Origin of the sequence: Pseudomonas sp. NIBRBAC000502773 (assembly GCF_006517195.1) — a bacterium.
Lineage (GTDB): Bacteria > Pseudomonadota > Gammaproteobacteria > Pseudomonadales > Pseudomonadaceae > Aquipseudomonas > Aquipseudomonas marginalis.
In genome coordinates this window covers 5449964-5474049 of the sequence record NZ_CP041189.1, presented here as the reverse complement: position 1 = coordinate 5474049, position 24086 = coordinate 5449964, and the positions used below count along the sequence as shown (strand labels likewise).

The window sequence follows — 24086 nt, the reverse complement described above, 5'->3', positions numbered from 1 at the left end:
GCCTTTTCTTTATGCGGTTTCCCTGAAGAAACACAGTCCAAATGTGGGGGCTTGCCCCCGATGAGCATGGGTATCAACACAACTTTGTCTAAACGCTGCCTCCCCCGGCAGAAAGGGCTTTTGTGGCGAGCGGGCTTGTCCCGCGTTGGGCTGCGAAGCAGCCCCAAAACCAGCCTCTACAGAGTGTCAGATACACCGCGTTCTTCTTTAGGCGCACGGTAATCCACTCCGCGACCACCATCAGCCCTGCAAATCCTGCACGATACTTTGCGTTAATTCTCCGGACCCGCTTTAATCGCCACCAATGTCCCCCGCACACCTCAAGGAACTGCAATGCGCCATCCGGACGGCACCCTTCAATCGCTTCGCGCGCCCCTGTTGATCCTGTTGGCCGGCCTGGCCCTGCTCGGCTGTTCACCCAAGGACCACTCCCGCGCCACGGTGATCAATGGCGAACAAGGCCGGGCCGGTGCGCAACTGGCCTATGAGCACGAACTGACCCTGGCCCTGCCCGGCGCCCTGCTCGCGCCGCGCATGCAAGCCACCCGCGAGGCCTGTGAGTCGGCGCGGTTTGGCGCGTGCAATATCCTTGGCATCACCGAAGACAGCAACGGCGGCGAGATCATCCTGCGGATCGTGCCCACCGGGGTCGAACCGATGGTCGCCATGGCCGCTGAAGGCGGCAAACTCGGCCAGCGCATCACCACCGCCGAAGACCTGGCCGACGCGGTCGCCGATGTACGTCGCCGCCAGGATCGCCTGCAAGCCCAGCAACAGCGCCTCGATGAACTTGCCAAGCGCAAGGACATCAGCGTCAGCGACCTGATTGCCTTGAGCAAGGAGCAGGCGGGCATTGAAAACGAACTGCAGGAACTCGCCCAGGTTGCCGCCGGCCAGCAGCGTCGCCTGGATACCAACCGCGTCACCCTCAACTTCCGCTCTGCCGACGGCGCCAACCAACCGTCACGCTTCAGCCGGATGTTCAGCAACCTGGGCACTAACCTGGTGGACGGCACCGCAGACGCCCTGGAACGCGCCAGCTATGTGCTGCCGTTCGTAATCCTGGCGTTTCCGGTGGTGTGGTTGTGGGTGTGGCTGTGGCGCAAATTTGTCCGGCGCCGCAGCTGATCAGCGCCTCATACAGCGCTGGTACCGCTCATCCACGCGCTTGGCAAACCACGCCGTGGTCAGGTTGCGGGTGATCTTCGGGCTTTTGAGCACGATGCCCGGCAGGATCGCACGGGGCATCGGCTTGCCGGCGGCCTGGTCGGCCAGGGCAAACACGCGTTTGTAGAGGGTGGAATCTTCAAAGTCCAGCTGTTCGCCCTGTTCCAACTGGCTGCGGATGCTGGGGTTGCGCATGTCCAGCTTCGCGCCCAATGAGCGCACCGCCAATTCGGTGGTGCCTGGCAGCAATGAGCCGTAGCGAATCAAATCCCCGTCCAGCGCCAACTCAGTGCCCGACGCGCGGCTGACCGCCGCCTGGAACGCCGCATTACGGCTGGCGTACCAACCCGCATTGAAGTCGGCAAAGCGGTACAGCGGCTGGTCATAGCTCACCGGGTAACCGAGCAAATGGGCGATACCGAAGTACATGCCGCCGCGCCGGGTGAAGACTTCCCGACGAATCGTGCCATCCACCGTGTAGGGATAACCCCGCGCCTGTTTCTGGGCGAAGTCGATACTGACCTGCATGGGACCGGCGGTGTGCACCGGATTGAAACCGCCAAACAGCGTATTCCCCAACGGCACCATGCTGATGAAATCATCGAAGATGCCACTCAAGTCCTTCTCCGTACGCGCGGCATTCAAGCGGTCGGCATAGGACTTGCCGGAGGGCGAGCGCAGTTGCAGGGCGCTGCGCACCACAAAAGCGGGCACATGCACCTTGGCGGCACGGCGCAGGATTTCTTCCTGGGCGATCTTGCCCATGTTGGGCACGGGCGGGTCGACCTGATAGGTGGACTCCTGCTCGGTCACCGCCAATACGGCACAGATATTCTCGGTACTGGGGTAGATCTTTTGAGTGTCAAAGGCGGTGTAGATGTCCTGGGCCCAGCCGTTGCGGTCTGGAACCTTCGCCGGGAGCAAACGCACGATCTCGGCCTTCACCTCGGCTTCGCTGCGCGCTGGTTGCTGCGGGCCGCGTGACGTGGAACAGCCGGCCAGCACCACCAATGAGGTGAGGCAGAGGATCAGGCAGCGTGGGGACATGGGGCTTCCTTGAGGACGATGGGCCAGGCGTTGCGGATATGGACCGGTAAGTCTAACGCGGGTTCGACGATTCGCCTTCTCGCCAGCCGGGGCCGAACGTGACAGGATCTGTCATTCCACATTCGTACACGGAGTTTGAATGCCATGCTCAGCCTGAACTTCCTCGTCACCTGCCTGATTGTCGTACTGATCCCCGGCACCGGCGTGATCTTTACCGTGTCCACAGGCCTCACCGCTGGCAAGCGCGCGAGTGTGTTCGCCGCGCTGGGTTGTACGGCCGGTATCCTCCCGCACTTGCTGGCATCCGTGCTCGGCCTTTCCGCACTGCTGCATACCAGCGCGCTGGCCTTCGAAGTCCTGAAATACGCTGGCGTCGCCTATCTGTTGTATCTGGCGTACGCCACCTGGCGTGATCGCTCGGCCTTCGCCATGAATGACGCACCGGCAGTCGCCACCGCGTGCAGTTTGATGCTGCGCGGTTTCCTGCTGAATATTCTCAACCCCAAACTGACCATTTTCTTCCTGGCCTTCCTGCCACAGTTCGTCACGCCCGGCAGCACGGCACCCGCCGTGCAAATGCTGGTGCTGAGCGCGGTGTTCATGGCAATGACATTTGCAGTGTTTGTGATCTACGGCCTGCTGGCCAACGAGTTTCGCCGCGCGGTAATCGAGTCGCCGCGGGTGCAGAACTGGCTGCGCCGCAGTTTTGCGGCGGCGTTTGCAGGGCTGGGGTTGAACCTGGCGTTCGCGCAGCGCTGAAGGCTTTTTGATACGTCGCCAAAAAGGGACGATAGCCGCTGAAACCTCCCACGTAACGGCAAGATAAGCTCTACAGCCCCTGCCTGAAAACCGCTGCAAAGTCCCTCGCCTGAATACACAGTGCGAGGGATTGCAGATGGTTGTTTTCGTTAAAGCCCCGGTTGAAGGGGCGGCGTCTTGAACCCGGCCATCGGCAGGCTGGCCCTGACCCCGATGGATGTGAAGACGGTCGACGTTGAAAGCGTCTTCCGTGACTTTCGCGAATGCCTGAATACGTTCGATGACTGGGCGCAAAGCTTCTGGCGCTTCTCGGCGCTGGAGGTCGAGCAGGTCTTCAAGGTCGGCGATGAGGTGGCGCTGGTTGCGCCGATCAATCGCTCAATCATCCCCAGCAGCACCGTCGCCACGTGCCCGGCCAATGGCACCCTGACGCTGGTGCATATGTTCCAAAGCACGCGCTTCGTGCCCATCGGCGACACGCCGGTGATGCTGCAGCGCGTCGATCCCAATGGCGGCCCATTGGGCGAGCCGATCCACAAGACCATCGGCCCCAGCGGCCTTCTCGAAATCACCGAGTGTGATCGCAACCAGCCGTACCGAATCAGTTTCTACCCCAACGTTTCCAGGGATCACGTCCAGGCGCTGTATGGGTCTTATCAGTCGGTGATCGCGGGGTTGGAGGCGCGCCTGCGTGAAGAGTGGGCCCGCACTTTCCAGGACCAGTGGAAAGACTATGCCGAAGCCAAGCCCCTCGATCGGCGCCGAATGCTGGAAGCAGCGTTTTTCAGCGGCCTTGGAAAAGCCCTCTTCAATTTGTGGGACAACATTACGCAGTTGTCTGACCTGCTGGCGGACCTCAAGCCCAACAGCGAAAAGCTGTTGGCCTACCTCTCCCAGGCCGAACTCGATGAACTGCTGAGGCTCGGCAACGACACGATTGCCAATGGTTTGCTGGTGCTCAGCGATGAGCCGCTGTTGTTTATCTACCTGTCGGCGATGGTCAGTTGGATGCGCCTGCTGCCACCGCCGCAGATGAATGAACTGTGGGGTGAGATCACTGGCGAGGTCCTGATCAATCTGCTGTTGATTCGTGTATTGGGTGCGATGGGGGTGGTGGCGCGGCTGGGGGCCCAAGTGCTGAGCGCTATCAAATCCAAGCGCGCGCGGGAGTTGTTGGAGTTGCTGGCCAGGCAGCTTGTAGAGCCGGGGTTGGCGCCGCATGTCGAAGCGGTGAAGCCTTTGCTGCTCGGTGGCCCCGCGACAGAGATCAAGACTGTGCCGGTTGCGCCGTTGAAGACGGGGGAGAATGTGGTTTCGAACCCGGTGTCGGCGGTTCGTAACAAGACACAGAAGACCGTGTTGGTCAGGCAGGAGCCTGTCGATGATGTGCCTGCTGTATCGACGAATCCGAAGGGCGATGCGGCAGCGGCTTCGGATAAGACCGTCACCAACGGCTGCCCGGTGTCGATGGTTTCCGGGGAGGAATTGCTCACTCTCACCGATGGCACGTTGGATGGGATCTTGCCGTTCGAGTGGACCCGGCTGTATCGCACCAGTGCGGTGGAAGTGGATGTCGGGTTGGGGTTTGGCTGGAGTCATTCGCTGGCGCATCGGCTGGTGGTGTCGGGCGATTCGGTGGTGTGGACGGACCATGAGAATCGCTCGATTGGGTTTCCACTGCCGACTGTTGCTCGACCTGCAATCACCAATAGTTTGGCCGAAGCCGCGATCTATTTAGGGTCTTCGCCGGATGAACTGGTGCTGGCCCAGGCATCACGGTTCTATCACTTTCGCGACGGGGTGTTGGTCTCCATCAGCGATGCGTATGACAACCGGCTGCGGATTTCTCGGGATTATTTGGGGCGCATCGAGCGGCTGGATAACGGCGTCGGGCGTTCGCTGTTCCTGCGCTATGCGTTCGGCCACATCGTCGCGGTGGACTATCAGATTCAGCGCGCCAAGGGGCATGAACCCTTCGAGTGGGTGACCGAGCAGACCGTTGTTTCCTACGACTATGACGACCTGGGACGGTTGGTTTCGGCGACCAATGCGGTCGGCGAAAGCGAGGTTTATCGCTACGACGAGCAGCACTTGATTCTTGAGCGTGGGCTGGCCGGTGGGGCGAGTTTCTTCTGGGCGTGGGAACGGGCTGGCAAGGCCGCGCGATGTGTTCGGCATTGGGCCAGTTTTTCCCAGATGGATACGCGGTATGCCTGGGGGGACGACGGCCGTGTCACGCTGCACAACGCCGATGGCAGCCAGGAAGTGTACGCCCATGACGACCGGGCGCGGCTGGTGCAGCGGATTGATCCGGACGGTGCCCAGCATTTCAAATCCTACGATGCCAAAGGCCGACTGACGGTTGAGCAGGACCCGCTGGGGGCGGTGACGGCGTATCAGTACGACGAAGCCGGACGTTTGGTGGCGTTGTTTCCCGGGGATGATGAGCCGACGTCCTACGAGCATGACAATGGCTTCGTACGGGTTATGCGCCGTGGTGAGGCGGTCTGGAAGTACGAGCGCAATGACCAGGGCGATGTCATCCGCAAGATCGATCCCGATGGTCATGTTACGGATTACAGCTACGACCAATACGGGCAACTGGTTGGGGTTTGGTACCCGGATCACAGTTGTCAGCGGCTGGTGTGGAATGAGCGCGGACAGTTGCTTGAAGAGCAACTGCCGAATGGCGGGATCAAGCGTTATCGCTATGACGATCTTGGCCGGCAGGTGGCGCGCGAGGATGAGCATGGCGCGCTGACCCAGTATCAGTGGGACAGCGTGGGTCGCTTGGTTCGCGTGGTGCTGCCCGGTGGGGCGTGTCGGGAATACAGCTACAACCCCTACGGCAAAATCACCGCCGAACGCGATGAGCTGGGGCATGTCACCCGCTACGAATACGCCAACGGCCTGCACCTGATCAGCTGCCGTATCAACGCCGACGGTAGCCAGGTCAAGTACCGCTACGACAATGCGCGATTACTGCTGACCGAGATCGAAAACGAAGTTGGCGAGACCTACCGACTTGCTTATCACCCCAATGGCCTGATCCAGCAGGAAACCGGGTTTGACGGGCAGCGTACGGCCTACGTCTACGACCTCAATGGCAACCTGCAGGAAAAGACCGAACACGGCGACGATGGTAGTCAGCTCGTTACTCGCTACGAGCGCGATCACGCCGGGCGCCTCGTACGAAAAACCCTGCCTGATGGCAATAGCGTCGATTACGCCTACGACCGTCAGGGCAACCTCCTCAGCGTCGATGACGGCCACTGGGCGCTGGCCTACGAATACGACCGCCAAAACCGCCTCACCGCCGAACATCAGGGCTGGGGCACCTTGCGCTACGGCTACGACGCCTGCGGCCAGCTTCAACACCTGCGCCTGCCCGACAACAACCGGCTGGTTTTTAATCATGCGAAAGGCGGCCACCTCGCCACCGTCGAATTAAACGGCGCGCTGCTGACCTCTCATCTGTTCAAGGCCGGCCAGGAGCACCAGCGCCAACAAGGCCAACTCCTCAGCCACTACCACTACGACGACCAGCACCGCCTCCATGCCCACGCGATCACCCAGCAACAAGACCACCTTTACCAACGCCAATACGACTACGACAAAACCGGCAACCTCACCCGCCTGCTCGACACCTGCAAAGGCGAACACCACTACCACTACGACCCACTAGGCCGCCTCACCCGCGCCGACCACTCCCAAGACCTGCAGGAACGCTTCGGCCACACCCCGGCCGGCACCCTGCTGATGCAAGACCGCCCCGGCCCCGACATCGTCGCCGGCAACCGCCTGATGATCCAGGGCGACCGCCACTATGACTACGACGCCTTCGGGAACCTGATCCGTGAACGACGCGGCAAAGGGCATCAACTCGTCACCGAATACCGCTACGACTGCCAGCATCGGCTGATCGGCATTACCCAGCCCAACGGCCAAACCGCGAGCTATCGCTACGACCCGTTTGGGCGGCGTATCAGCAAAACCGTGGACGGCCTAACCACGGAGTTTTTCTGGCAAGGCGACAAGCTGATTGCCGAGCACCATTCGGACCGCCATCGCAGCTATCTTTATGAACCCGACAGCTTTCGCCCGCTGGTTCTGTTGAAAGGCTTTGGGCCGCAAGACACCAAAGCCTACCACTACCAACTCGACCACCTCGGCACACCGCAGGAACTCACCTCTCCAGACGGCGACATCGTGTGGTCCGCCCACTACCGCGCCTACGGCCAGATCAGCCGACTCGACAAAGGCACAATCGACAACCCGCTGCGTTTCCAGGGTCAGTACTTCGATCAGGAAAGCGGACTGCACTACAACCGCCATCGCTACTACAATCCAGATATTGGGTCTTACCTGACGCCGGATCCGGTGAAGTTGGCGGGTGGGATCAACGCGTACCAGTACGTGCCCAATCCTACTGGGTGGATTGATCCGCTGGGCTTAAGCACCTGCCCTGGTGACGAATGCAAGCCTAATGCTCCTCCTATTTTTCCGAAGCCTAGCGTTAATGAAGGGGCGCCCGCTCTACCTCAACTGCCGAGCACTCAGCGACAGGCGAAAATAGATGAACTGACAGAGGTTAATGCAAAACAAAAAGTACTGGGTTGGGAGCAGGAATACGATATGCACTCGGTTGAAAAGCATGGCCCAGAGATACCAGACAACGCTTTAAGGCAACGATCTATTGATGGAACGAATCCAACCACAGGGGAGAGGGAAACTATCAGTTCCAGCTCCCAATTTAAAACCTGGAGAATGCAGCTTCACGCTCTAAACAAAGCCATGGGTAGGATGCAAAGCAATTCACCATCTCCTACAGGTCTTGATGGAGCGGGTAACCCAGTGGTTATAGTCGAGCTACCCGGAGCTGGACGAGGCTACAAACCTAACCGGCGGGACGCAAACGATCCTAAGTACATTGAAAATATGGACAGAGCGGAGGTCAGATTTGATATAAACAATCCAACTCGGCCATTTACCGCATTCCCTAAGTGAGCAGACAATGCTGAAATGCCCATTCATGAATACAACTTACACTCCTAATATTTCTCATATATTGGGAGCCTTATCAATATACGACCTTGAGGATACAGTTGGCAAAGAACTATGGAAGTACGACCCTAACAATGAGAAAGACAGAGAGATAATTATTATTTCTTTTGTCCTGAAGAAACTTATGTATTTGTCATACAGACATCGCTTCGTATTGATGTCTGCACTCCGAGATGTGCTAGACAAACCCGACTTTGACTTTTCGAAAGAATTCGAAAGCGATTACGACGAATACATAACTATGGCTTGGGACGAAACAGAAATCGCCGACCCTAGAGGCTTCTTCGCCGATATCTACCGTTTAGCCAATGAGGTCTGGAAAGACGACCTGCAAAAAGCCAGCCTCGAAGACCAGTCAACGTGGTAGCGCCACCATTCTCCCTGACACCCCGACGCCCCCTGTGGCGAGCGAGCTTGCTCGCGTTGGGCCGCGAAGCGGCCCCAGTCAAGGCAATACGGTGTTTAAGGTAGATTGGCGGTGTCTGGTTTAGGGCTGCTACGCAGCCCAACGCGAGCAAGCTCGCTCACCAGGGGGGTTACGTTGCCCTTAGATCCCAGCCAACGCCAAGTCCATAGCAAAGTAAGTAAAGATCAAATCCGCCCCCGCACGCTTGATCGACCCCAACGTTTCCCGCACAACCCGATCCTCATCGATCGCTCCCGCCTGGGCGCCGAACTTGATCATCGCGTATTCGCCGCTGACCTGGTACGCCGCCACCGGCAGGCGCGAGGCTTCGCGGATGTCGCGGATGATGTCGAGGTAGGCACCGGCCGGCTTGACCATCAGTGCGTCCGCGCCTTCCTGTTCGTCCAGCAGTGATTCGCGCACGGCTTCGCGGCGGTTCATCGGGTTCATCTGGTAGCTTTTGCGATCGCCCTTGAGCGCGCTGCCGCCTGCTTCGCGGAAGGGGCCGTAGAGGGCCGAGGCGAATTTGGTGGAGTAGGCCATGATCGGGATGTGAGTGAAACCGGCTTCATCCAGCGCACGGCGGATGGCCTGGACCTGGCCGTCCATGGCGGCCGAGGGGGCGATCACGTCGGCCCCGGCGCGGGCAGCGGCAACGGCCTGCTTGCCGAGGTTGACCAGGGTCGCGTCGTTGTCGACATGGGCGCCGTGCATCACGCCGCAGTGGCCGTGGTCGGTGTATTCGCAGAAGCAGGTGTCGGACATTACGATCATGTCCGGCACCGCGTCCTTGATGATCGAGGACATCCGCGAGACCAGGCCGCGTTCCTTCCAGGTGTCGCTGCCGTTGGCGTCCAGATGATGGGACACGCCGAAGGTCATCACCGACTTGATACCGGCACGGGCATAGCGCTCGATCTCGGCAGCCAGCTTCTTTTCCGGGATGCGTTGCACACCGGGCATGCTGGTGATCGGCACGAAGTCGTCGATTTCTTCTTCGACGAAAATCGGCAGCACCAGGTCGTTGAGGGTGAACTCGGTTTCCTGGAACAAGCCACGCAGCTCCGGGGAGCGGCGCAGGCGGCGTGGGCGGGCTTGGGGGAACTGGCTGGTCATGGCTGTCCTGAAAAAGTGGCGGGAAATCTTTGGGGCGAAAGCTTATGCCCCAAGGCCCCGGCAGCACAAATGCCCAGGGGCCAACAGTGTATTGCGGGGGCCGTAATAATGTATTGATCTAGAGCTGTAGACGCCCTTCGATGCACACCGCAACGGCGCCGCCGACCCAGATTTCATCACCCTGGCGCTCGACGCGAATACGCCCCGCACGCCCCATGGCCGTGCCCTGGCTGACCACGTAGCACTCAGGTGCGAGTCCTTCGCTGAGCAGCCATTGCGCGACGCCGGCATTCAGGCTGCCGGTGGCCGGGTCTTCCTGGGCCCCGTCGCCTGCGACAAAGGCACGCACCTCAAACTGCGCGTCCACGTCGTCAGCCGGGTTGCAAGGAGCAATCACGCCGACGGCCAGCCCAAGCAGCTGCGAATAGTCCGGCTGCAAGGCCAGGACCTGATCACGGTCAGCCAGCATCACCGCGAGCCACCCCGCGCCATTGTCGACCCACTGGCTGCGCACAATGGCCCCCGGCACCAGGCCCAACCCCAGGCGAACGCGCTCCAGCAACGCGGAGTCCACAGCGCCGGCGCGCATCAACGGCGGTGCAATAAACGCCAGTTCATCGCCTTGACGACGAATACGCACCAGGCCGATTTCACACTCCTGGATAATCTCTTCGCCTTGGGGCACCCCACCCGCCTTGAGCCACGCATGGCAACTGCCCAGGGTCGGGTGCCCGGCGAATGGCAGCTCCTGCAAGGTCGTGAAGATCCTCACCCGGTAGTCCGCCCGAGCATCGCGCGGTGTCAGCAAAAACGTGGTTTCACTGAGGTTTGTCCATTTGGCGAAGTCAGCCATCTGTTGGTCGCTGAGGCTGTCGGCGCCCAGCACGACGGCCAGCGGATTGCCCTTGAGCGACACGCTGCTGAATACATCCAGTTGTTTGAAATCGAAAGTCGGCATGTGTCAGCTCGGAATATTCAGGCCACGGATGACCGCCGGCCGGGCGACAAAGCCGTCCAGCGCGCGCAGTACGTTAGGGAAGTCGGCAATGCCGACCAGATCGCCCGACTCATAGAAACCGATCAGGTTGCGAATCCAGGGGAAGGTGGCGATGTCGGCGATGCTGTAGTCGTCGCCCATGATCCAGGTGCGGCCGAGCAGGCGTTTTTCCAGCACGTCCAGCAGACGACGGGATTCGGCGGCGTAACGGTCGCGGGGGCGCTTGTCTTCGTAGTCCTTGCCGGCGAACTTATTGAAGAAACCCAGTTGGCCAAACATCGGACCGATGCCCCCCATCTGGAACATCAGCCATTGAATCGTTTCATAACGTGTCGCCGGATCTTCGGAAAGCAACTGGCTGGATTTTTCCGCCAGGTAGATCAGGATTGCGCCTGACTCGAACAGCGCCAACGGCTGACCCGCCGGGCCGTCGGGGTCGATGATCGCGGGGATTTTGTTGTTGGGATTCAGGGACAGGAACTCGGGGGAAAACTGGTCCTGGGTCTCGAAACTGACCTTGTGCGCCTCATAAGGCAAGCCCAGCTCTTCGAGCATGATCGAGACTTTTACCCCGTTGGGCGTGGGCAACGAGTACAGTTGCAGGCGCTCCGGATGCTGGGCGGGCCATTTGCTGTTGATCGGGAACGCGGCGATCGGGTTCATCGGGAAACTCCCTGGCGGAAAGCCCCCATGATAATCATCTGTCCCACGTCCTGCATGGGTCATCAATGCGCAACATCAGCGGGCTATTATCCCCCGTGGGCGAACCAATACGCCCGCGTGCACTCTTAAGTGCGCTCAAACGGTGAATGGAGGCACCTCGCTATACCGACACGGAACACCCGCAGGACGCCCCAGGCGTCATTGGGGCCAGGCTTGTCCGCCTTAACGTGACGCACGAAGACTCGAACCCATAATGACGATCAAGCCTCTGCGCCTTGTGCAACGACTGAAACACTACGCCTACATCCTGTTGCCCCTTTTGCTGGTGAGCGGCGCCATGGTTGCTGCCCTCGACGCCCGGGAAAGCCGCGCCCAACCGGTGGATGGAGTGCAAACCCTGGTGTTCCTGCGCCACGCCGAGAAACCGGCCGGCGGCCTGGGCCAACTCAATTGCCAGGGGTTGAACCGAGCAATGAACCTGGCCACCCTGCTGCCGGAAAAATTCGGCAAGGCCAACTTCGTGTTTGCCGCCAACCCGACGCGCAATGTCGAGGAAGGTGAGCTGGACAACTCCTACAGCTATATTCGCCCGTTGATGACCATCAGCCCCAGCGCCATCAAGCTGGGCCTGCCGGTGAACATCAAGTTCTCGGCCAACGACACCAGCGACCTGGCCGACGAACTGGTGGAAGACAAATACCACAATGCCACCATCTACACCGCGTGGTCCCACGGCTACCTGCCGGAGTTGATCAACAAGGTGGCCAGTGAGGCCTCCGGCGAAAAACACACGATTACCGACGACTGGTCCGGCAGCGACTACGACACGCTGTACGTACTGACGCTGACCTGGCACAACGGCAAAGCCTCCCTGCTCAGCCGCAACTACAAGCAGGGCCTGAACGACGGTGAAGAAACCTGCCCGCAGCCAACACAGGTGAGTGCCGATAGCTGAGGGCGTATGATGAACCGCTATTGACTCATCTGCGGACCCTCCCCCATGCCCAACCTCGCCTCCACCCAGCCCGTCCGGGGCTGGTCGTTCTGGTGGAAACCTGCCCTCTTCCTACTGGTAGCCTGTGTCGGCCTCTACTACGTGAAGTGGTCGCCCTACTACTTCAAGGCGTTTGTTGCCGCTGACAACCACAGCATCGGCGCCTCGATCCTCAACGATCAACAAAGTTCGCCATTGGCGGCAGCGCTGGCCTACGCCCAGGTGTATTTCCTGGCGATCTGGAAAGCTGCGGTACTGGCGGTGATCCTCGGCTCGTTGCTGCAAGTGCTGATTCCCCGCGACTGGTTACTGCGCCTGTTTGGTCGTGCCGGCCTCGGCTCGACCTTGCGCGGCGGGCTGTTTGCCTTGCCGGGGATGATGTGCAGTTGCTGCGCGGCCCCCGTCGCGGCAGGTATGCGCCGCCAGCAGGTGTCGGTGGGCGCGGCGTTGGCCTTCTGGATTGCCAACCCGGTGCTGAACCCGGCCACGCTGGTGTTCATGGGCTTTGTGCTGGGCTGGGGCTTTACCGCCTTGCGGCTGGTGGCGGGCATTGTGCTGGTGGTGGGTGTGTCACTGGTGGCACAGCGCATCGCACGGCCGGACCAGGTGCCGGAAGTTGCCTTGGACGCGGTGGCCGAGGCCAGCCAGGTCGAAGCACAACCCTTCTTCAGTCGCTGGCTGCGTACCCTGTGGCAGCTGTTCTGGAGCACCATACCGATCTATATCCTGGCGGTGCTGGTGCTCGGTGCCGCACGGGTGTGGCTGTTCCCCCACGTGGACGGCGCCATGGCCAACAGCCTGGTGTGGCTGGTGCCCCTGGCGATTGTCGGCACGCTGTTTGTGATTCCTACAGCGGCAGAGATCCCAATCGTACAAACCATGATGACCCTGGGCATGGGCACCGGCCCGGCCGTGGCCTTGCTGATGACCCTCCCCAGCGTGAGCCTGCCGTCGCTGTTGATGCTGCGCAAGGATTTCGATGCGCGGGTACTGGTGACGGTGGCCGGGCTGACCATGCTGATGGGCGTGGTGTGCGGGTTGATCGGCGCGCTTATCCTCTAAGGGCGCGCTCGCGCAGATAGGCCGTGACGGCGCCCTGCTCTCCCGCAAACTCGATGCGTGCGCCTTTGCTTTCACGCTGGAAGGCGTACATCGGGTCGTAATACTCGCGCAACAGCCCTTCAATCCAGGCGCGATGCAGGTCCACGGCGCCGCTGCGCAGCTGTTCCGCCAGGGCATCCTGCATGATCGCCTGTAACCGCTGGAAACGCTCGCCGCCCAGGCGCTTGTGGATATTGGCCAGGCCCTGGGTCAGGCGTTCGGCAAACAACGCCTGGCCCTGTTCACCAAACACCGCGATAAATTCTGCACAAAGGTCAATCACGTAATCGCGCAGGATGCGCTCGACACGGCCTTCGACGCTGTCTTCCAGCCACACCATCGGAAAGGTCTGCATGCCCTTGTGCAACGGCAACGGCAGCGCGCAGCTGCCGATCATGCGGCTTTCATCCTCGACCACGAACTGCTCGATACCGCCCGCGCGTTTTTTCAGCAGGTCCACCGCCAGGCGGTTTTCGAAGTCGATAGTGGAGGGTTGCGCCGTGGCGCGTTTGCCGAAGCTGGAACCGCGGTGGTTGGCATGGCCTTCCAGGTCCAGGGCGTTGCGCAACTGGCCCAGCACCTCGGTCTTGCCGGTGCCGGTCATGCCGCCCAGCAACACGAAATCACATTGAGCTGCCGCCTGGTCAAGGGTATCCAGCAGGAAGGTCCGCATGGCCTTGTAGCCACCGCCGACCCGCGGGTACTCGATGCCGGCTTCGGTCTTCAACCATTGCTGCACGATCTGCGAACGCAGCCCGCCCCGGAAGCAATACAAGTAACCATCAGGATTGGCCTGGGCAAACCGTGCCCATTGTTCGATACGCTCAGCCTTGATCGCCCCCGACACCAACTCATGCCCCAGCACAATCGCGGCTTGCTGGCCCTGCTGCTTGTAGCAGGTGCCGACGCGCTGACGCTCGTCATCGGTCATCAACGGCAGGTTGATCACGCCAGGGAACGCGCCCTTGGCGAACTCGACCGGCGCGCGGGTATCCATCATCGGCCGGTCGTTGAGGAAAATGTCGCGGTAATCGGTGATGTCAGTTGCCATCAAACCACCTCTACCGCGTGGGTCTGTCGCTCAACCAATTGGCCGATCGGCTCAAGGCTCAAGCCCAATTCAGCCGCCGTCGCGCGGAACTCGGCGTCGCCTTCAGGGGTGACCGCGATCAGCAGGCCGCCGCTGGTCTGCGGGTCGCACAGCACGCGTTTGTGCAATTCCTGCAGACGCCCGACCTTGCTCGAGTAGCTGTCGAAGTTGCGCAAGGTGCCACCCGGCATGCAGCCCTGGTCCAGGTAGTCCTCGATCCCGGGCAGACGTGGGACTTTGTCGTATTCGATACGTGCGGTCACAGCGCTGCCGTCCGCCATCTCCACCAAATGGCCCAACAGACCGAAACCGGTGACATCCGTCATTGCCGTCACACCGGCCAGCTTGCCGAAACGGCTGCCGGGTTTGTTGAGGGTGCACATCCAGTCACGGGCCAGGCCGATATCCGCCTCACGCAACTTGCCCTTCTTTTCGGCGGTGGTGAGGATGCCGATGCCCAACGGTTTGGTCAGGTACAGACGGCAGCCCACAGTGGCGGTGTCGTTGCGCTTCATATGGCGCTTTTGCACGATGCCGGTGACGGCCAGGCCGAAGATCGGCTCGGGCGCGTCAATGGAGTGCCCGCCCGCCAACGGAATGCCGGCTTCGTCGCACACCGAGCGGCCGCCACGGATCACTTCACGGGCGATCTCCGGCGCCAGCACGTTCACCGGCCAGCCAAGAATGGCGATGGCCATCAACGGGTCGCCGCCCATGGCGTAGATGTCACTGATGGCATTGGTGGCGGCGATGCGGCCGAAATCGAAGGGATCATCGACAATCGGCATGAAAAAGTCAGTGGTGGAGACCACGCCGCGCTCATCGTCGATGGCATACACCGCCGCGTCGTCGCGGGAGGCGTTGCCCACCCACAGGTTGGGGTCAAGGTTCTGCGCACCGCTGCCCGCCAGGATCACTTCCAGCACCTGGGGCGAAATCTTGCAGCCACAACCCGCGCCGTGGCTGTACTGGGTAAGGCGAATCGGCTCGTTCATGGTGGACCTCAAGCTATCAAGTGGGCGGATTCTAACAGACAGCAAAAGGCCGGCTGGGCTCTTGTGAGCACAGCCGGCCTTTGGGGTTGCAGCATTACTGCCGGGCAGCGAGCAGACGCTTGTGACGGTTGCGCCGAGCGATGTTCAGGCACTCGATGGCGGCCGAGAAGGCCATGGCCGCGTACACGTAGCCTTTAGGCACATGGGCACCGAAGCCTTCGGCGATCAGCGTCATGCCGATCATAATCAGGAAGCCCAGGGCCAGCATCACCACGGTCGGGTTGTCGTTGATGAACTTGGCCAACGGCTCGGCCGCCACCAGCATCACGATCACCGAGGTCACCACGGCGATGATCATGATCGGCAAGTGCTCGGTCATGCCCACGGCGGTAATGATGCTGTCGATGGAGAACACCAGGTCGAGCAACAGGATCTGCCCGATGGCTGCGGCAAAGCCGATGGCCACGACATTACCGGTACTGGTCTTCTCTTCGGGCTCAGGGTCCATGCTGTGATGGATCTCGGTGGTGGCCTTCCAGACCAGGAACAGGCCACCGGCGATCAGGATCATGTCCTTCCACGAGAACGCCTGACCGAGCACTTCGAACACTGGAGTGGTCAATTGCACGATAAACGCAATGGTGCTCAACAGGCCCAGGCGCAACACCAGCGCCATGCTGATACCGATGCGTCGCGCCTTGGCCCGATGTTTCTCCGGCAATTTGTTGGTGAGGATCGAGATAAAGATCAGGTTATCGATGCCCAGCACGATTTCCATCACGATCAAGGTAGCCAGGGCAATCCAGGCGGTAGGGCTGGCGGCCAGTTGTAAAAGGTAATCCATAGGTCAGTCCTGACGTTGTGCTGGGGAGATTAGGTTTCTTTGGTGTTCGATTCAGACTCGTTTTCTTCCTGATCATCCTTTTTCTGTGGATTGATCAGGCCGTTTGTCGCTTCACTCAATGCCTGCTCGGCAGCTTTCTGGGTGTCATCGATGGCTTGCTTGGCCGACTCGGTGGCTTTGCCCATGACCTGTTGCGCGCTTTTTTCGACCTGATCGCAACCGCTGATCATCACCAATGAAAGCGCAAGCAACGATGCCGCGCCCAGGGAATTGAGTTTCATCATGTCTTCCTCGTTAGAACCATTGGGTCCAAATAGTGGCCCCGCGATAGCGAGGCATTCTATGCAGGCAAACAGTTCAGGAAAATTCGTATTTTTCTCGCGTATACTTCGGTTTTTACGAAGTGACGATCATCATGCTCAATTACCGACAGTTGCATTACTTCTGGGTAGTGGCCAAGACCGGCAGCATCGTGCGCGCCTGCGAGCAGCTGAACCTCACGCCCCAGACCATCAGCGGGCAGATCAGCTTGCTGGAGCAAACCTACGGGATTGCGCTGTTTCAGCGGGTAGGCCGCCAGCTTGAACTCACCGAAGCCGGGCGCCAGGCCCTGCCCTATGCCGAACAGATGTTCCAGACCGGCAATGAACTGGAGGCGATGCTGCGCGCGCAGCCCAATGAGCAACAGATCCTGTTTCGGGTCGGTGTGGCGGATGTGGTGCCCAAGTCCATCGTGTACCGGCTGATCGCGCCGACCATGGAATTGAGCGAGCCCCTGCGCATTACCTGCCGTGAAGACAAACTCGAGCGTTTATTGGCCGACCTGGCGATCCAGCGCCTGGACCTGGTGATCTCCGACAGCCCCATGCCCTCGCACCTGGATATCAAGGGCTACAGCCAGAAACTGGGGGAATGTGGCATCAGTTTTTTCGCCACCCAGGCATTGGCTGACAGGTACGCCGGTGACTTCCCACAGTGCCTGCACGGCGCGCCCCTGTTGATTCCCGGCGCGGAAACCGTGGTGCGCAGCCGCCTGCAACGTTGGTTTGCCGAGCAGCAGATCCAACCCAGGATCATCGGCGAGTTCGATGACAGCGCCTTGATGCAGGCCTTTGGCCAATCCGGCAGCGGGATCTTTATCGCGCCCAGCGTGATCGCCGATGAAGTAGTGCGCCAGTACGGCGTGGCGTTGATTGGCCAGACCGATGCCGTCACCGAGTCGTTCTACGCGATCTCGGTGGAACGCAAGGTCAAGCACCCCGGCATCGTGGCGATTACCGAAGGTGCACGGCGAGAGTTGTTTACCGCCCTGCCCTGAGCGTTCAGGCGTTGGACGCGACCGCTTGCCTGGCGGTCATCAGCCACAGCGCCAGCAGGATCGACACCAGGATAAATCCGGAAGCGGCAAAGCCCAGGCTGCCGAGGCCGAGGGTGTCGATCACATGCCCGCCGACCATGGCCCCCAGGCCAATGCCCAGGTTGGCCCCGGCGATATTCAACGACGCCGCAAACGCCGGCGCATGGGGTGCGGCCTTCATCAGCCGTACATGGCTGACCAGGAACAGCGCCGCCTGGGTCACGCCCCACACCGCCATCGCCGCCAGGCCGACCGTGGAATGGATCGCCGGTACCAGCGCGACCATGCCGGCGATCATGAAACCGCAGAACACCATCGAGGCGATCAGCGGGTGACGGTCCACCGCACGCCCGCCCAGGGAGTTGCCGATCAGCCCCACTGCGCCAAAGCCCATCAGGCACCAGCCCACCAGCGTGCCGTCGAAACCGGCCAGGCGCTCAAGGATATCCGCCAGGTAGGTATACGCCGTGAACATGCCGCTGAATACCAGGACCGACAACAGGATATGGCCTTGCATCAGCGGGTTGCGCAGGATCTTGAACTGCGAGCGCAACGACACCTGGTCGTTCTTCGGTTGGGTCACCGGCAGGTAGATAAACAGCAGCAAGGCCTTGGCCAGCGCGACCACGGCGAGGATCGCAAACGCGGCGCGCCAGCCGAACATATCGGAAATCAGCGTGCCCACTGGAATCCCGAACACCGTGGCGCAGACGATGCCGAAGCCGATCTTCTCGATGGCGCGCCCGGCGTATTCGGGGCCGACAATATCCACCGCGGTTTCACTGGCCAGGGCCCAGAACACCGGCAGGCCCAGGGCCGGGATCAAGCGCGCCAATGCCATCACCCAGATATTCGGCGCCAATGCGGCCACGGTATTGGCCACGCCGAACAGGAGCAGGATGCTGATAAACAGACGCTTGCGGGGGAAACGGGCGCAGTACGCCGTCAGAAACGGACCAAAGGCCGCCACGGTAAACGCAAACAAGGTCACCAGCAGGCCGGCCTGGGACACGCTGACGTTGAGGTCCCGGGCGATGGACGGCAACAGGCCGACGATAACGAATTCTGTGGTCAGAACGGTAAAACCGGCGGCCGACAGCAGCAGGATGGGAAACAGCATGAAAACTCCAGAAACGACGACATCAACGACAGCCCGAAGGGCCCGCTGACGGAGAGGAAAGGTGAGAGGGGAGAATCTTAACAGAGTATGTCCGGCTTTTGCGAAGCCCCGGTGACCCAATGCCGCAGCGGCCGGGACAGGTCCAGCAGCATGCTAGACTTCGCGACCTGTTTCCTACAGACCTTTCTGCCTGCATTGCTGCGCCCTTAAAAAAACTAGAGACAACCTTTATATGACTGCTGCCCCTTCCCTTTTCCAACGCCTGGCCCGCATCAGCCTGGTCACGCAAATCGTCATCGGCTTGATCGCCGGCATCCTGCTGGCCCTGCTCTTGCCGGAGGCGGCCAAGGCCACCGGGTTTATCGGCAAGGTATTTGTTGCCGCGCTCAAAGCCGTGGCGCCGATCCTGGTGTTTGTGCTGGTGATGGCGTCGATCGCCAACCATAAACACGGCCAGGAAACCCATATCAAGCCGATCCTGTTCCTGTACCTGCTGGGCACCTTTGCCGCCGCCGTGGTGGCGGTGATTGCCAGCATGTGGTTTCCCTCATCGCTGGTGCTCGCTACCCATGACGCCACCGTGAGCGCTCCCGGCGGCATCGGCGAGGTCTTGCAAAGCCTGCTGTTGAGCGTGGTGGACAACCCCATCAGCGCACTGATGAACGCCAACTTCATCGGCATCCTGGCCTGGGCCATTGGCATGGGCATTGCCATTCGCCATGCCGGCGAAACCACCCGCACGGTGCTCGACGACCTGTCCAACGGCGTGACCCTGATCGTGCGCGTGGTGATCCGCTTCGCCCCGCTGGGTATCTTCGGCCTGGTAGCTTCGACACTCGCCACTTCGGGCTTCGGAGCCCTGCTCGGCTACGCCCACCTGCTGGTGGTGCTGATCGGCTGCATGCTGTTCGTGGCACTGGTGGTCAACCCGGCCATCGTGTTCTGGAAACTGCGCCGCAACCCGTTCCCGCTGGTGCTGATGTGCCTGCGCGAAAGCGGCATCACCGCGTTTTTCACCCGCAGTTCGGCGGCAAATATCCCGGTGAACCTGGCCTTGAGCAAACGCCTGGGCCTGCATGAAGACACCTACTCGGTGTCGATTCCACTGGGCGCTACGATCAACATGGCCGGCGCTGCGATCACCATCACCGTGTTGACCCTGGCGGCCGTGCACACCTTAGGCATTGCCGTGGACCTGCCGACTGCCGTGCTGCTCAGCGTGGTCGCGGCGATCTGTGCCTGCGGCGCGTCGGGTGTGGCCGGCGGCTCGCTGCTGCTGATTCCCCTGGCATGCAGCCTGTTCGGTATCCCCAGCGAAATCGCCATGCAGGTGGTGGCCGTAGGCTTCATCATCGGCGTGCTGCAGGATTCGGCGGAAACCGCGCTCAATTCCTCCACCGATGTGCTGTTTACCGCGGCCGCGTGCCTGGGCAAGGAAACGCAGCCGGTTTAAAACCGCCAACGTAAAAAAGCCCGACGCCGTTCTTCAATGAAGAACGGCGTCGGGCTTTTTGGTAATGGCTCATTGGGCTTTACGTGCCACGTGTTGGCTCGCAACCACGACAAACATTATGTAACACTGCCAACAGATGCCTCGGTCGATAAGGATTGTTCACCGCCATGCTCGGACAGCACCCCCTGATTCAAAAACTGTACGACTTCGTATACGCCGAACAGGCCGCCAACTGGCAAAAACTTCAAGAGGTATGGGAACGTCCCTTGAAGGACAAGTTGCTGCAGGGCTGGACACAGGGCTTCGTTCGACTCGAACGGGGCGATACAGCCAAATTACTGTGGGCCTACCTCGACGACAACGAATCGCGCTTTCGTGCAGGTGACTTGCTGCGTCTGCATCTGGGCGATGCCCAAGGCCCGCTGCTATGCCAGGCCATGAAGTTCGAAAAGGAAGAGGACGATCGCTGGCTTCTCAGTTCGGATCAGGCAATGCTCATCTGGGAGAGCTATCAGGAAGGTGTTTGCTACGCGGACCCTGATGGCATGGACCTGACGCCGAAATATCTTCAAACCTTGCAGGATATTGAGAGCGACGTACACGGTAACAACGCGATTCTTCCTTTGCTCGGAGATGCTCCCAATATCGGCTTCCATGACGCAGACCTCGAGTACGCCGAGCAGATCGCGCTCAAAGAGGGCTGCAACCAGAAACAAGCCGAGGCCGTGGGTTTTGCCTTCGGGGCTGAACAGGTCGCCTGCATTCAAGGTCCACCCGGTACCGGCAAGACCAGAGCCCTGGCCCTGATCGCTCAGTTGCTGGTCGAGCGCGGCGAACGGGTGTTCGTCACTTCGCATACACACATGGCCATCAACAACGCCTTGAGTAAGATTGCTGCGCGCGATGTGCCGACCGTCAAGGTCGGTGGCCGCCGGGAAGACCTCGACAAACACGTGGATTGGGCAGCCGAACCGGCCAGATGGGAAGGGATGCCAGAGGCAGGTCAAGGTTATGTGATTGGCGCCACGCCTTTTGCAACGTGTTCCTCGTTGTCCAATTACAATTTCGACACGGTGATATTCGACGAGGCCAGTCAGATCACCGTACCTCTCGCCCTGATGGCGATGCGCAAGGGCAAACGCTTTATTTTCATCGGCGACCAGAAACAACTTCCCCCCGTACTGCTTTCTCGCTCGGTTCTGTCAAAAGAATCCATGTCTGTGTTCGCCCGCCTGACGGCTCAGGATGCCGATCACACGGTAATGCTTGAAGAAACCTACCGGATGAATCGCTGGCTGACCCAGTGGCCCAGCCAAATGTATTACGGCGGGCGATTACGCGCCGCCGGGCGAAATAAGGACCGTCTCCTGTCGCCCGTTCATCAGGCAGATGTCAGCGAAGCGCTTGATCCGCAAACCTGCGCGGTGTTCATCCCGACGCAGGACGCAAAAGCGCGGAACCGCAACCCGGCAGACGCCAGATGCGTCGTCCAGTTGTGCCGGCAAGCGCACGACATGGGGCTGCCACTCCATGAAATCGGGATCGTGACGCCTTACCGTGCTCAGGGTCGAGCCATTCGCAAGGCGCTGGCCAAACAGTTCGGCAGCGAGGCCGCCAGTACAATCGTCGCGGATACCGTCGAGCGTATGCAGGGTCAGGAGCGGGAGTTGGTGATCCTGTCCCTGTGCAGTGGCGACGAAGCGTTTATCAGTGCAATCGGGACATTTTTCTTTCAGCCTGAGCGCCTCAACGTTTCCATCACACGCGCGATGACCAAGCTGATCATCATCGGGCCGGAGCTGCAGCACGGGATCATCTGTTCCAGCGAAGCCGCACAGGCCTGGGCTGAGCAATACCGCCAGTTGATCAGCCAATGCCATAAGGTAAATTTCCCGCTATGACTCTTTTCATACCCGAATGGCAGCGCAGCAGCGGCTCCCAGCAACAGTGCAAGCGGGTACTCAAGAAGCTTGAGGATGACTACGTCGTCCGCAAATGCCTGACTCAAGACAGCTGGGCACCGGATTTTTTCCTGCAGCGCGGTGAGCTTGAGTGGCTGGCGCTGATGGTGTGCGAGTTGCCGTACGATACGCTGGACCCGGACCAGCTGTTTTTGACCGCAGAGCAGACAGCATTCAGCCAGATGCTGGAGAAACTGGGAACATTCGAAACCCAGGCCGGTATCCCGGCCATGCGCAAGATGGTGGTGATGTGGGGCTGCGACTCCGAGCAAAGTAAAATCCTCTGGTCACGGCATTGCGAAGGTCGGGGAATCTGGCTGATGTCGAAGAAGACGTTCCTTGAGTCCGGTGCAGAACAACTGCCCAAGCTGCTCAAGGCACTGTCTTCGGAAACCCGGCAGACCCTTATGGGCCGTTACTTTTCCGAGGCCGAAATAGCCGGGCTCCGCTCAACACGCCGTCAGTTTTCGCGCGACAACAGTGCCCGCACGCTGCGCTACTTTCTGGACCCTCAGCAAGAGTGGGCCAGCAAGCTCGACCTGGACCTTCCGGATGAGCAAACGGAAATGGCGGGGGATTTTTCCGTGCGGCTGATCAATGGTGTAGCGGGCAGCGGCAAAACGCTTATTGCTGCCAGTCGCGCCTATATCCTGGCCAGGAAATTCCCTGACCAGCAGGTTCTCATGCTGATTCACAACGTTCCTGTCGTGAAAGATCTGAAACACCGCCTGCAGCGCGTCTATGGGGAAATCCCCAAGAACCTCACCATCATGACGGCGCTGGGCTGGATCTCAAGGCAATGGAGGGCGCTGTTTAAAGAAACACTGAAGATGCCTAAGTTCACTACCGAAGCCATAGGCCTTATTCAGCATTTTCGCGACACGGAATACCGGGAACTGAAACCGGACAATAACCAGTTGCTTGATGAGTTCAACTTTATAAACGACAACGTCGTCATCGACGAGCCTGATTATCTCAAGGCAGAGCGGGCAGGCCAGGGCTTTGCGCTGCGCAAAGAGGAGCGACAACAGGTCTGGGCGCTGTACGAACGGGTGACCAAAGCCCTGTTCAATCAGCATGGGCTGCGTTTATGGAGCTCTCTGCCCCGTGACCTGTGCCTGGCCAATCGCCCAGACACGCTGGAAGCCTATCAGCACATTCTGGTGGACGAGGCGCAGTTCTTCGCACCATCTTGGTTCCAACTGATCAAACTCACCCTGGAAAAAACCGAGGGGACGCTGTTTTTATGCGCTGATCCGAATCAGGGCTTTCTGAAGAGCCGCCTTAGCTGGAAACGAGTCGGCCTGGATGTGGCGGGCAAGACCAAAAAGCTGCGCAAATCGTATCGCACCACCCAGGCCATACTAAGCGCTGCCAGCCAGATGCTGGCCGATATTACACAGACCGATCCGGACGAGTATCTGCAACCAGACTTCGACGGTATGGAAGCAGGTACACCGCCGCTGTTTGTTCTGTCGCCCTCTCCACAGGATGCCGTTGTCCAGGCCTGCAATGAAATTGGAGCGCATCGGAACAGCTATGAATTACCGTTGTCGGCAATGTTGCTGCTGTATGGCAAGGGCATAGACAAAGCGTTGTTAATGAAAACCCTGAAGAAGAGTTTCGGCACCGAGCGAATCTGGGACATGAATGATCCAGACGTCATACCCGGTCATGATGAAACGCTGCGAATCGCGACGGTTGAAAGTGCAACCGGACTGGAAGCCAACGTAGTGTTTCTGGTTGGGCTGGAAAAATTGCTCAGGATTATCGAGCAGAAGGCTGGCATCACGGCGGACGAGCTGGAACAGAATGCTCGCAAGCTGTATATGGCGATGACTCGCGCAGGCCAACGGCTTGTGCTGATCTCGTCTACCCCGCTGCCGGAGAAAATTGCGGGGGTGTTTGTCCACACCGGGATGGAATAAAAAACGCCCAGGGCCATTCGGCAA

19 protein-coding genes are annotated in these 24086 nt (G+C 60.0%); 10 read left to right on the top strand and 9 right to left on the bottom strand.

Annotated elements, in window-relative coordinates:
* Positions 1-333: 333 nt before the first annotated feature.
* On the top strand, positions 334-1128 hold the full coding sequence (locus NIBR502773_RS25435) for a DUF4349 domain-containing protein (protein ID WP_141157242.1): 795 nt from the start codon (positions 334-336) through the stop codon (positions 1126-1128).
* Here the strand turns inward: NIBR502773_RS25435 and NIBR502773_RS25430 are convergent, their stop codons facing one another.
* Positions 1129-2214 (bottom strand): DUF1615 domain-containing protein, encoded by a 1086-nt coding sequence (locus NIBR502773_RS25430; RefSeq protein WP_141157241.1) that lies wholly within the window; start codon positions 2212-2214, stop codon positions 1129-1131. It abuts the gene before it with no gap.
* Between the two features lie 144 nt (positions 2215-2358).
* Between NIBR502773_RS25430 and NIBR502773_RS25425 the strand changes: the two genes are divergently transcribed.
* The 3 genes from NIBR502773_RS25425 (at position 2359) to NIBR502773_RS25415 (ending at position 8404) form a co-directional block, all read left to right on the top strand.
* Positions 2359-2973 (top strand): LysE family translocator, encoded by a 615-nt coding sequence (locus NIBR502773_RS25425; protein WP_141157240.1) that lies wholly within the window; start codon positions 2359-2361, stop codon positions 2971-2973.
* Positions 2974-3186: 213 nt separating this feature from the next.
* Entirely contained in the window at positions 3187-7980 is a 4794-nt protein-coding gene (locus NIBR502773_RS25420; RefSeq protein WP_141157869.1) for an RHS repeat-associated core domain-containing protein, read from the top strand.
* 25 nt (positions 7981-8005) lie between these two features.
* On the top strand, positions 8006-8404 hold the full coding sequence (locus NIBR502773_RS25415; RefSeq protein WP_306669971.1) for a hypothetical protein: 399 nt from the start codon (positions 8006-8008) through the stop codon (positions 8402-8404).
* 180 nt (positions 8405-8584) lie between these two features.
* Here NIBR502773_RS25415 and hemB read toward each other — a convergent pair whose 3' ends face one another.
* The 3 genes from hemB to NIBR502773_RS25400 form a co-directional block, all read right to left on the bottom strand.
* Complete coding sequence (gene hemB / locus NIBR502773_RS25410) at positions 8585-9559, bottom strand: porphobilinogen synthase (RefSeq protein ID WP_065926960.1); 975 nt, start codon at positions 9557-9559, stop codon at positions 8585-8587.
* A gap of 118 nt (positions 9560-9677) precedes the next feature.
* Complete coding sequence (locus NIBR502773_RS25405) at positions 9678-10517, bottom strand: PhzF family phenazine biosynthesis protein (RefSeq protein ID WP_115488740.1); 840 nt, start codon at positions 10515-10517, stop codon at positions 9678-9680.
* Positions 10518-10520: 3 nt separating this feature from the next.
* Positions 10521-11219: a glutathione S-transferase N-terminal domain-containing protein gene (locus NIBR502773_RS25400; protein WP_141157238.1), complete on the bottom strand. Its 699-nt coding sequence runs from the start codon at positions 11217-11219 to the stop codon at positions 10521-10523.
* A gap of 253 nt (positions 11220-11472) precedes the next feature.
* Here NIBR502773_RS25400 and NIBR502773_RS25395 point away from each other — a divergent pair, with 253 nt between their 5' ends.
* On the top strand, positions 11473-12174 hold the full coding sequence (locus NIBR502773_RS25395; RefSeq protein WP_065939354.1) for a histidine phosphatase family protein: 702 nt from the start codon (positions 11473-11475) through the stop codon (positions 12172-12174).
* Between the two features lie 45 nt (positions 12175-12219).
* Entirely contained in the window at positions 12220-13275 is a 1056-nt protein-coding gene (locus NIBR502773_RS25390) for a permease (protein WP_115488742.1), read from the top strand.
* On the opposite strand, the gene mnmH is transcribed toward NIBR502773_RS25390, so the two are convergent.
* The 4 genes from mnmH to NIBR502773_RS25370 all read right to left on the bottom strand — a co-directional run bounded on the left by mnmH (position 13265) and on the right by NIBR502773_RS25370 (position 16524).
* Positions 13265-14365, bottom strand: coding sequence for a tRNA 2-selenouridine(34) synthase MnmH (mnmH, locus tag NIBR502773_RS25385; RefSeq protein WP_065939356.1), 1101 nt, complete (start codon positions 14363-14365; stop codon positions 13265-13267). The genes NIBR502773_RS25390 and mnmH overlap by 11 nt on opposite strands.
* The gene (selD, locus tag NIBR502773_RS25380; protein WP_027603162.1) at positions 14365-15399 is read right to left on the bottom strand and encodes a selenide, water dikinase SelD; all 1035 of its coding nucleotides are present in this window, start codon (positions 15397-15399) and stop codon (positions 14365-14367) included. Before selD ends, mnmH begins: the two co-directional genes overlap by 1 nt.
* Positions 15400-15493: 94 nt before the next feature.
* On the bottom strand, positions 15494-16243 hold the full coding sequence (locus NIBR502773_RS25375; RefSeq protein ID WP_065926954.1) for a TerC family protein: 750 nt from the start codon (positions 16241-16243) through the stop codon (positions 15494-15496).
* Between the two features lie 29 nt (positions 16244-16272).
* Positions 16273-16524, bottom strand: coding sequence for a hypothetical protein (locus NIBR502773_RS25370; RefSeq protein ID WP_027603160.1), 252 nt, complete (start codon positions 16522-16524; stop codon positions 16273-16275).
* Positions 16525-16658: 134 nt separating this feature from the next.
* On the opposite strand from NIBR502773_RS25370, the gene nhaR reads away from it, so the two are divergent.
* Positions 16659-17561 (top strand): transcriptional activator NhaR, encoded by a 903-nt coding sequence (gene nhaR / locus NIBR502773_RS25365; RefSeq protein WP_141157237.1) that lies wholly within the window; start codon positions 16659-16661, stop codon positions 17559-17561.
* A gap of 4 nt (positions 17562-17565) precedes the next feature.
* Here the strand turns inward: nhaR and NIBR502773_RS25360 are convergent, their stop codons facing one another.
* The gene (locus NIBR502773_RS25360) at positions 17566-18720 is read right to left on the bottom strand and encodes an MFS transporter (protein ID WP_141157236.1); all 1155 of its coding nucleotides are present in this window, start codon (positions 18718-18720) and stop codon (positions 17566-17568) included.
* Between the two features lie 232 nt (positions 18721-18952).
* Here NIBR502773_RS25360 and sstT point away from each other — a divergent pair, with 232 nt between their 5' ends.
* From sstT to NIBR502773_RS25345, 3 genes are all read left to right on the top strand, one after another.
* Positions 18953-20173: a serine/threonine transporter SstT gene (sstT, locus tag NIBR502773_RS25355; RefSeq protein ID WP_065939360.1), complete on the top strand. Its 1221-nt coding sequence runs from the start codon at positions 18953-18955 to the stop codon at positions 20171-20173.
* 167 nt (positions 20174-20340) lie between these two features.
* Positions 20341-22074, top strand: coding sequence for a DEAD/DEAH box helicase (locus NIBR502773_RS25350; RefSeq protein WP_141157235.1), 1734 nt, complete (start codon positions 20341-20343; stop codon positions 22072-22074).
* Positions 22071-24062 carry a 3'-5' exonuclease gene (locus tag NIBR502773_RS25345; protein ID WP_141157234.1) on the top strand — a complete coding sequence of 664 codons (1992 nt, stop codon included), beginning with the start codon at positions 22071-22073 and terminating at the stop codon, positions 24060-24062. Before NIBR502773_RS25350 ends, NIBR502773_RS25345 begins: the two co-directional genes overlap by 4 nt.
* Positions 24063-24086: the final 24 nt, after the last annotated feature.

Coding starts and splice junctions, on each gene's coding strand:
- NIBR502773_RS25435 (WP_141157242.1), top strand. CDS start 334: ATGCGCCATCCGGACGGCACCCTTCAATCGCTTCGCGCGCCCCTGTTG.
- NIBR502773_RS25430 (WP_141157241.1), bottom strand. CDS start 2,214: ATGTCCCCACGCTGCCTGATCCTCTGCCTCACCTCATTGGTGGTGCTG.
- NIBR502773_RS25425 (WP_141157240.1), top strand. CDS start 2,359: ATGCTCAGCCTGAACTTCCTCGTCACCTGCCTGATTGTCGTACTGATC.
- NIBR502773_RS25420 (WP_141157869.1), top strand. CDS start 3,187: ATGGATGTGAAGACGGTCGACGTTGAAAGCGTCTTCCGTGACTTTCGC.
- NIBR502773_RS25415 (WP_306669971.1), top strand. CDS start 8,006: ATGAATACAACTTACACTCCTAATATTTCTCATATATTGGGAGCCTTA.
- hemB (WP_065926960.1), bottom strand. CDS start 9,559: ATGACCAGCCAGTTCCCCCAAGCCCGCCCACGCCGCCTGCGCCGCTCC.
- NIBR502773_RS25405 (WP_115488740.1), bottom strand. CDS start 10,517: ATGCCGACTTTCGATTTCAAACAACTGGATGTATTCAGCAGCGTGTCG.
- NIBR502773_RS25400 (WP_141157238.1), bottom strand. CDS start 11,219: ATGAACCCGATCGCCGCGTTCCCGATCAACAGCAAATGGCCCGCCCAG.
- NIBR502773_RS25395 (WP_065939354.1), top strand. CDS start 11,473: ATGACGATCAAGCCTCTGCGCCTTGTGCAACGACTGAAACACTACGCC.
- NIBR502773_RS25390 (WP_115488742.1), top strand. CDS start 12,220: ATGCCCAACCTCGCCTCCACCCAGCCCGTCCGGGGCTGGTCGTTCTGG.
- mnmH (WP_065939356.1), bottom strand. CDS start 14,365: ATGGCAACTGACATCACCGATTACCGCGACATTTTCCTCAACGACCGG.
- selD (WP_027603162.1), bottom strand. CDS start 15,399: ATGAACGAGCCGATTCGCCTTACCCAGTACAGCCACGGCGCGGGTTGT.
- NIBR502773_RS25375 (WP_065926954.1), bottom strand. CDS start 16,243: ATGGATTACCTTTTACAACTGGCCGCCAGCCCTACCGCCTGGATTGCC.
- NIBR502773_RS25370 (WP_027603160.1), bottom strand. CDS start 16,524: ATGAAACTCAATTCCCTGGGCGCGGCATCGTTGCTTGCGCTTTCATTG.
- nhaR (WP_141157237.1), top strand. CDS start 16,659: ATGCTCAATTACCGACAGTTGCATTACTTCTGGGTAGTGGCCAAGACC.
- NIBR502773_RS25360 (WP_141157236.1), bottom strand. CDS start 18,720: ATGCTGTTTCCCATCCTGCTGCTGTCGGCCGCCGGTTTTACCGTTCTG.
- sstT (WP_065939360.1), top strand. CDS start 18,953: ATGACTGCTGCCCCTTCCCTTTTCCAACGCCTGGCCCGCATCAGCCTG.
- NIBR502773_RS25350 (WP_141157235.1), top strand. CDS start 20,341: ATGCTCGGACAGCACCCCCTGATTCAAAAACTGTACGACTTCGTATAC.
- NIBR502773_RS25345 (WP_141157234.1), top strand. CDS start 22,071: ATGACTCTTTTCATACCCGAATGGCAGCGCAGCAGCGGCTCCCAGCAA.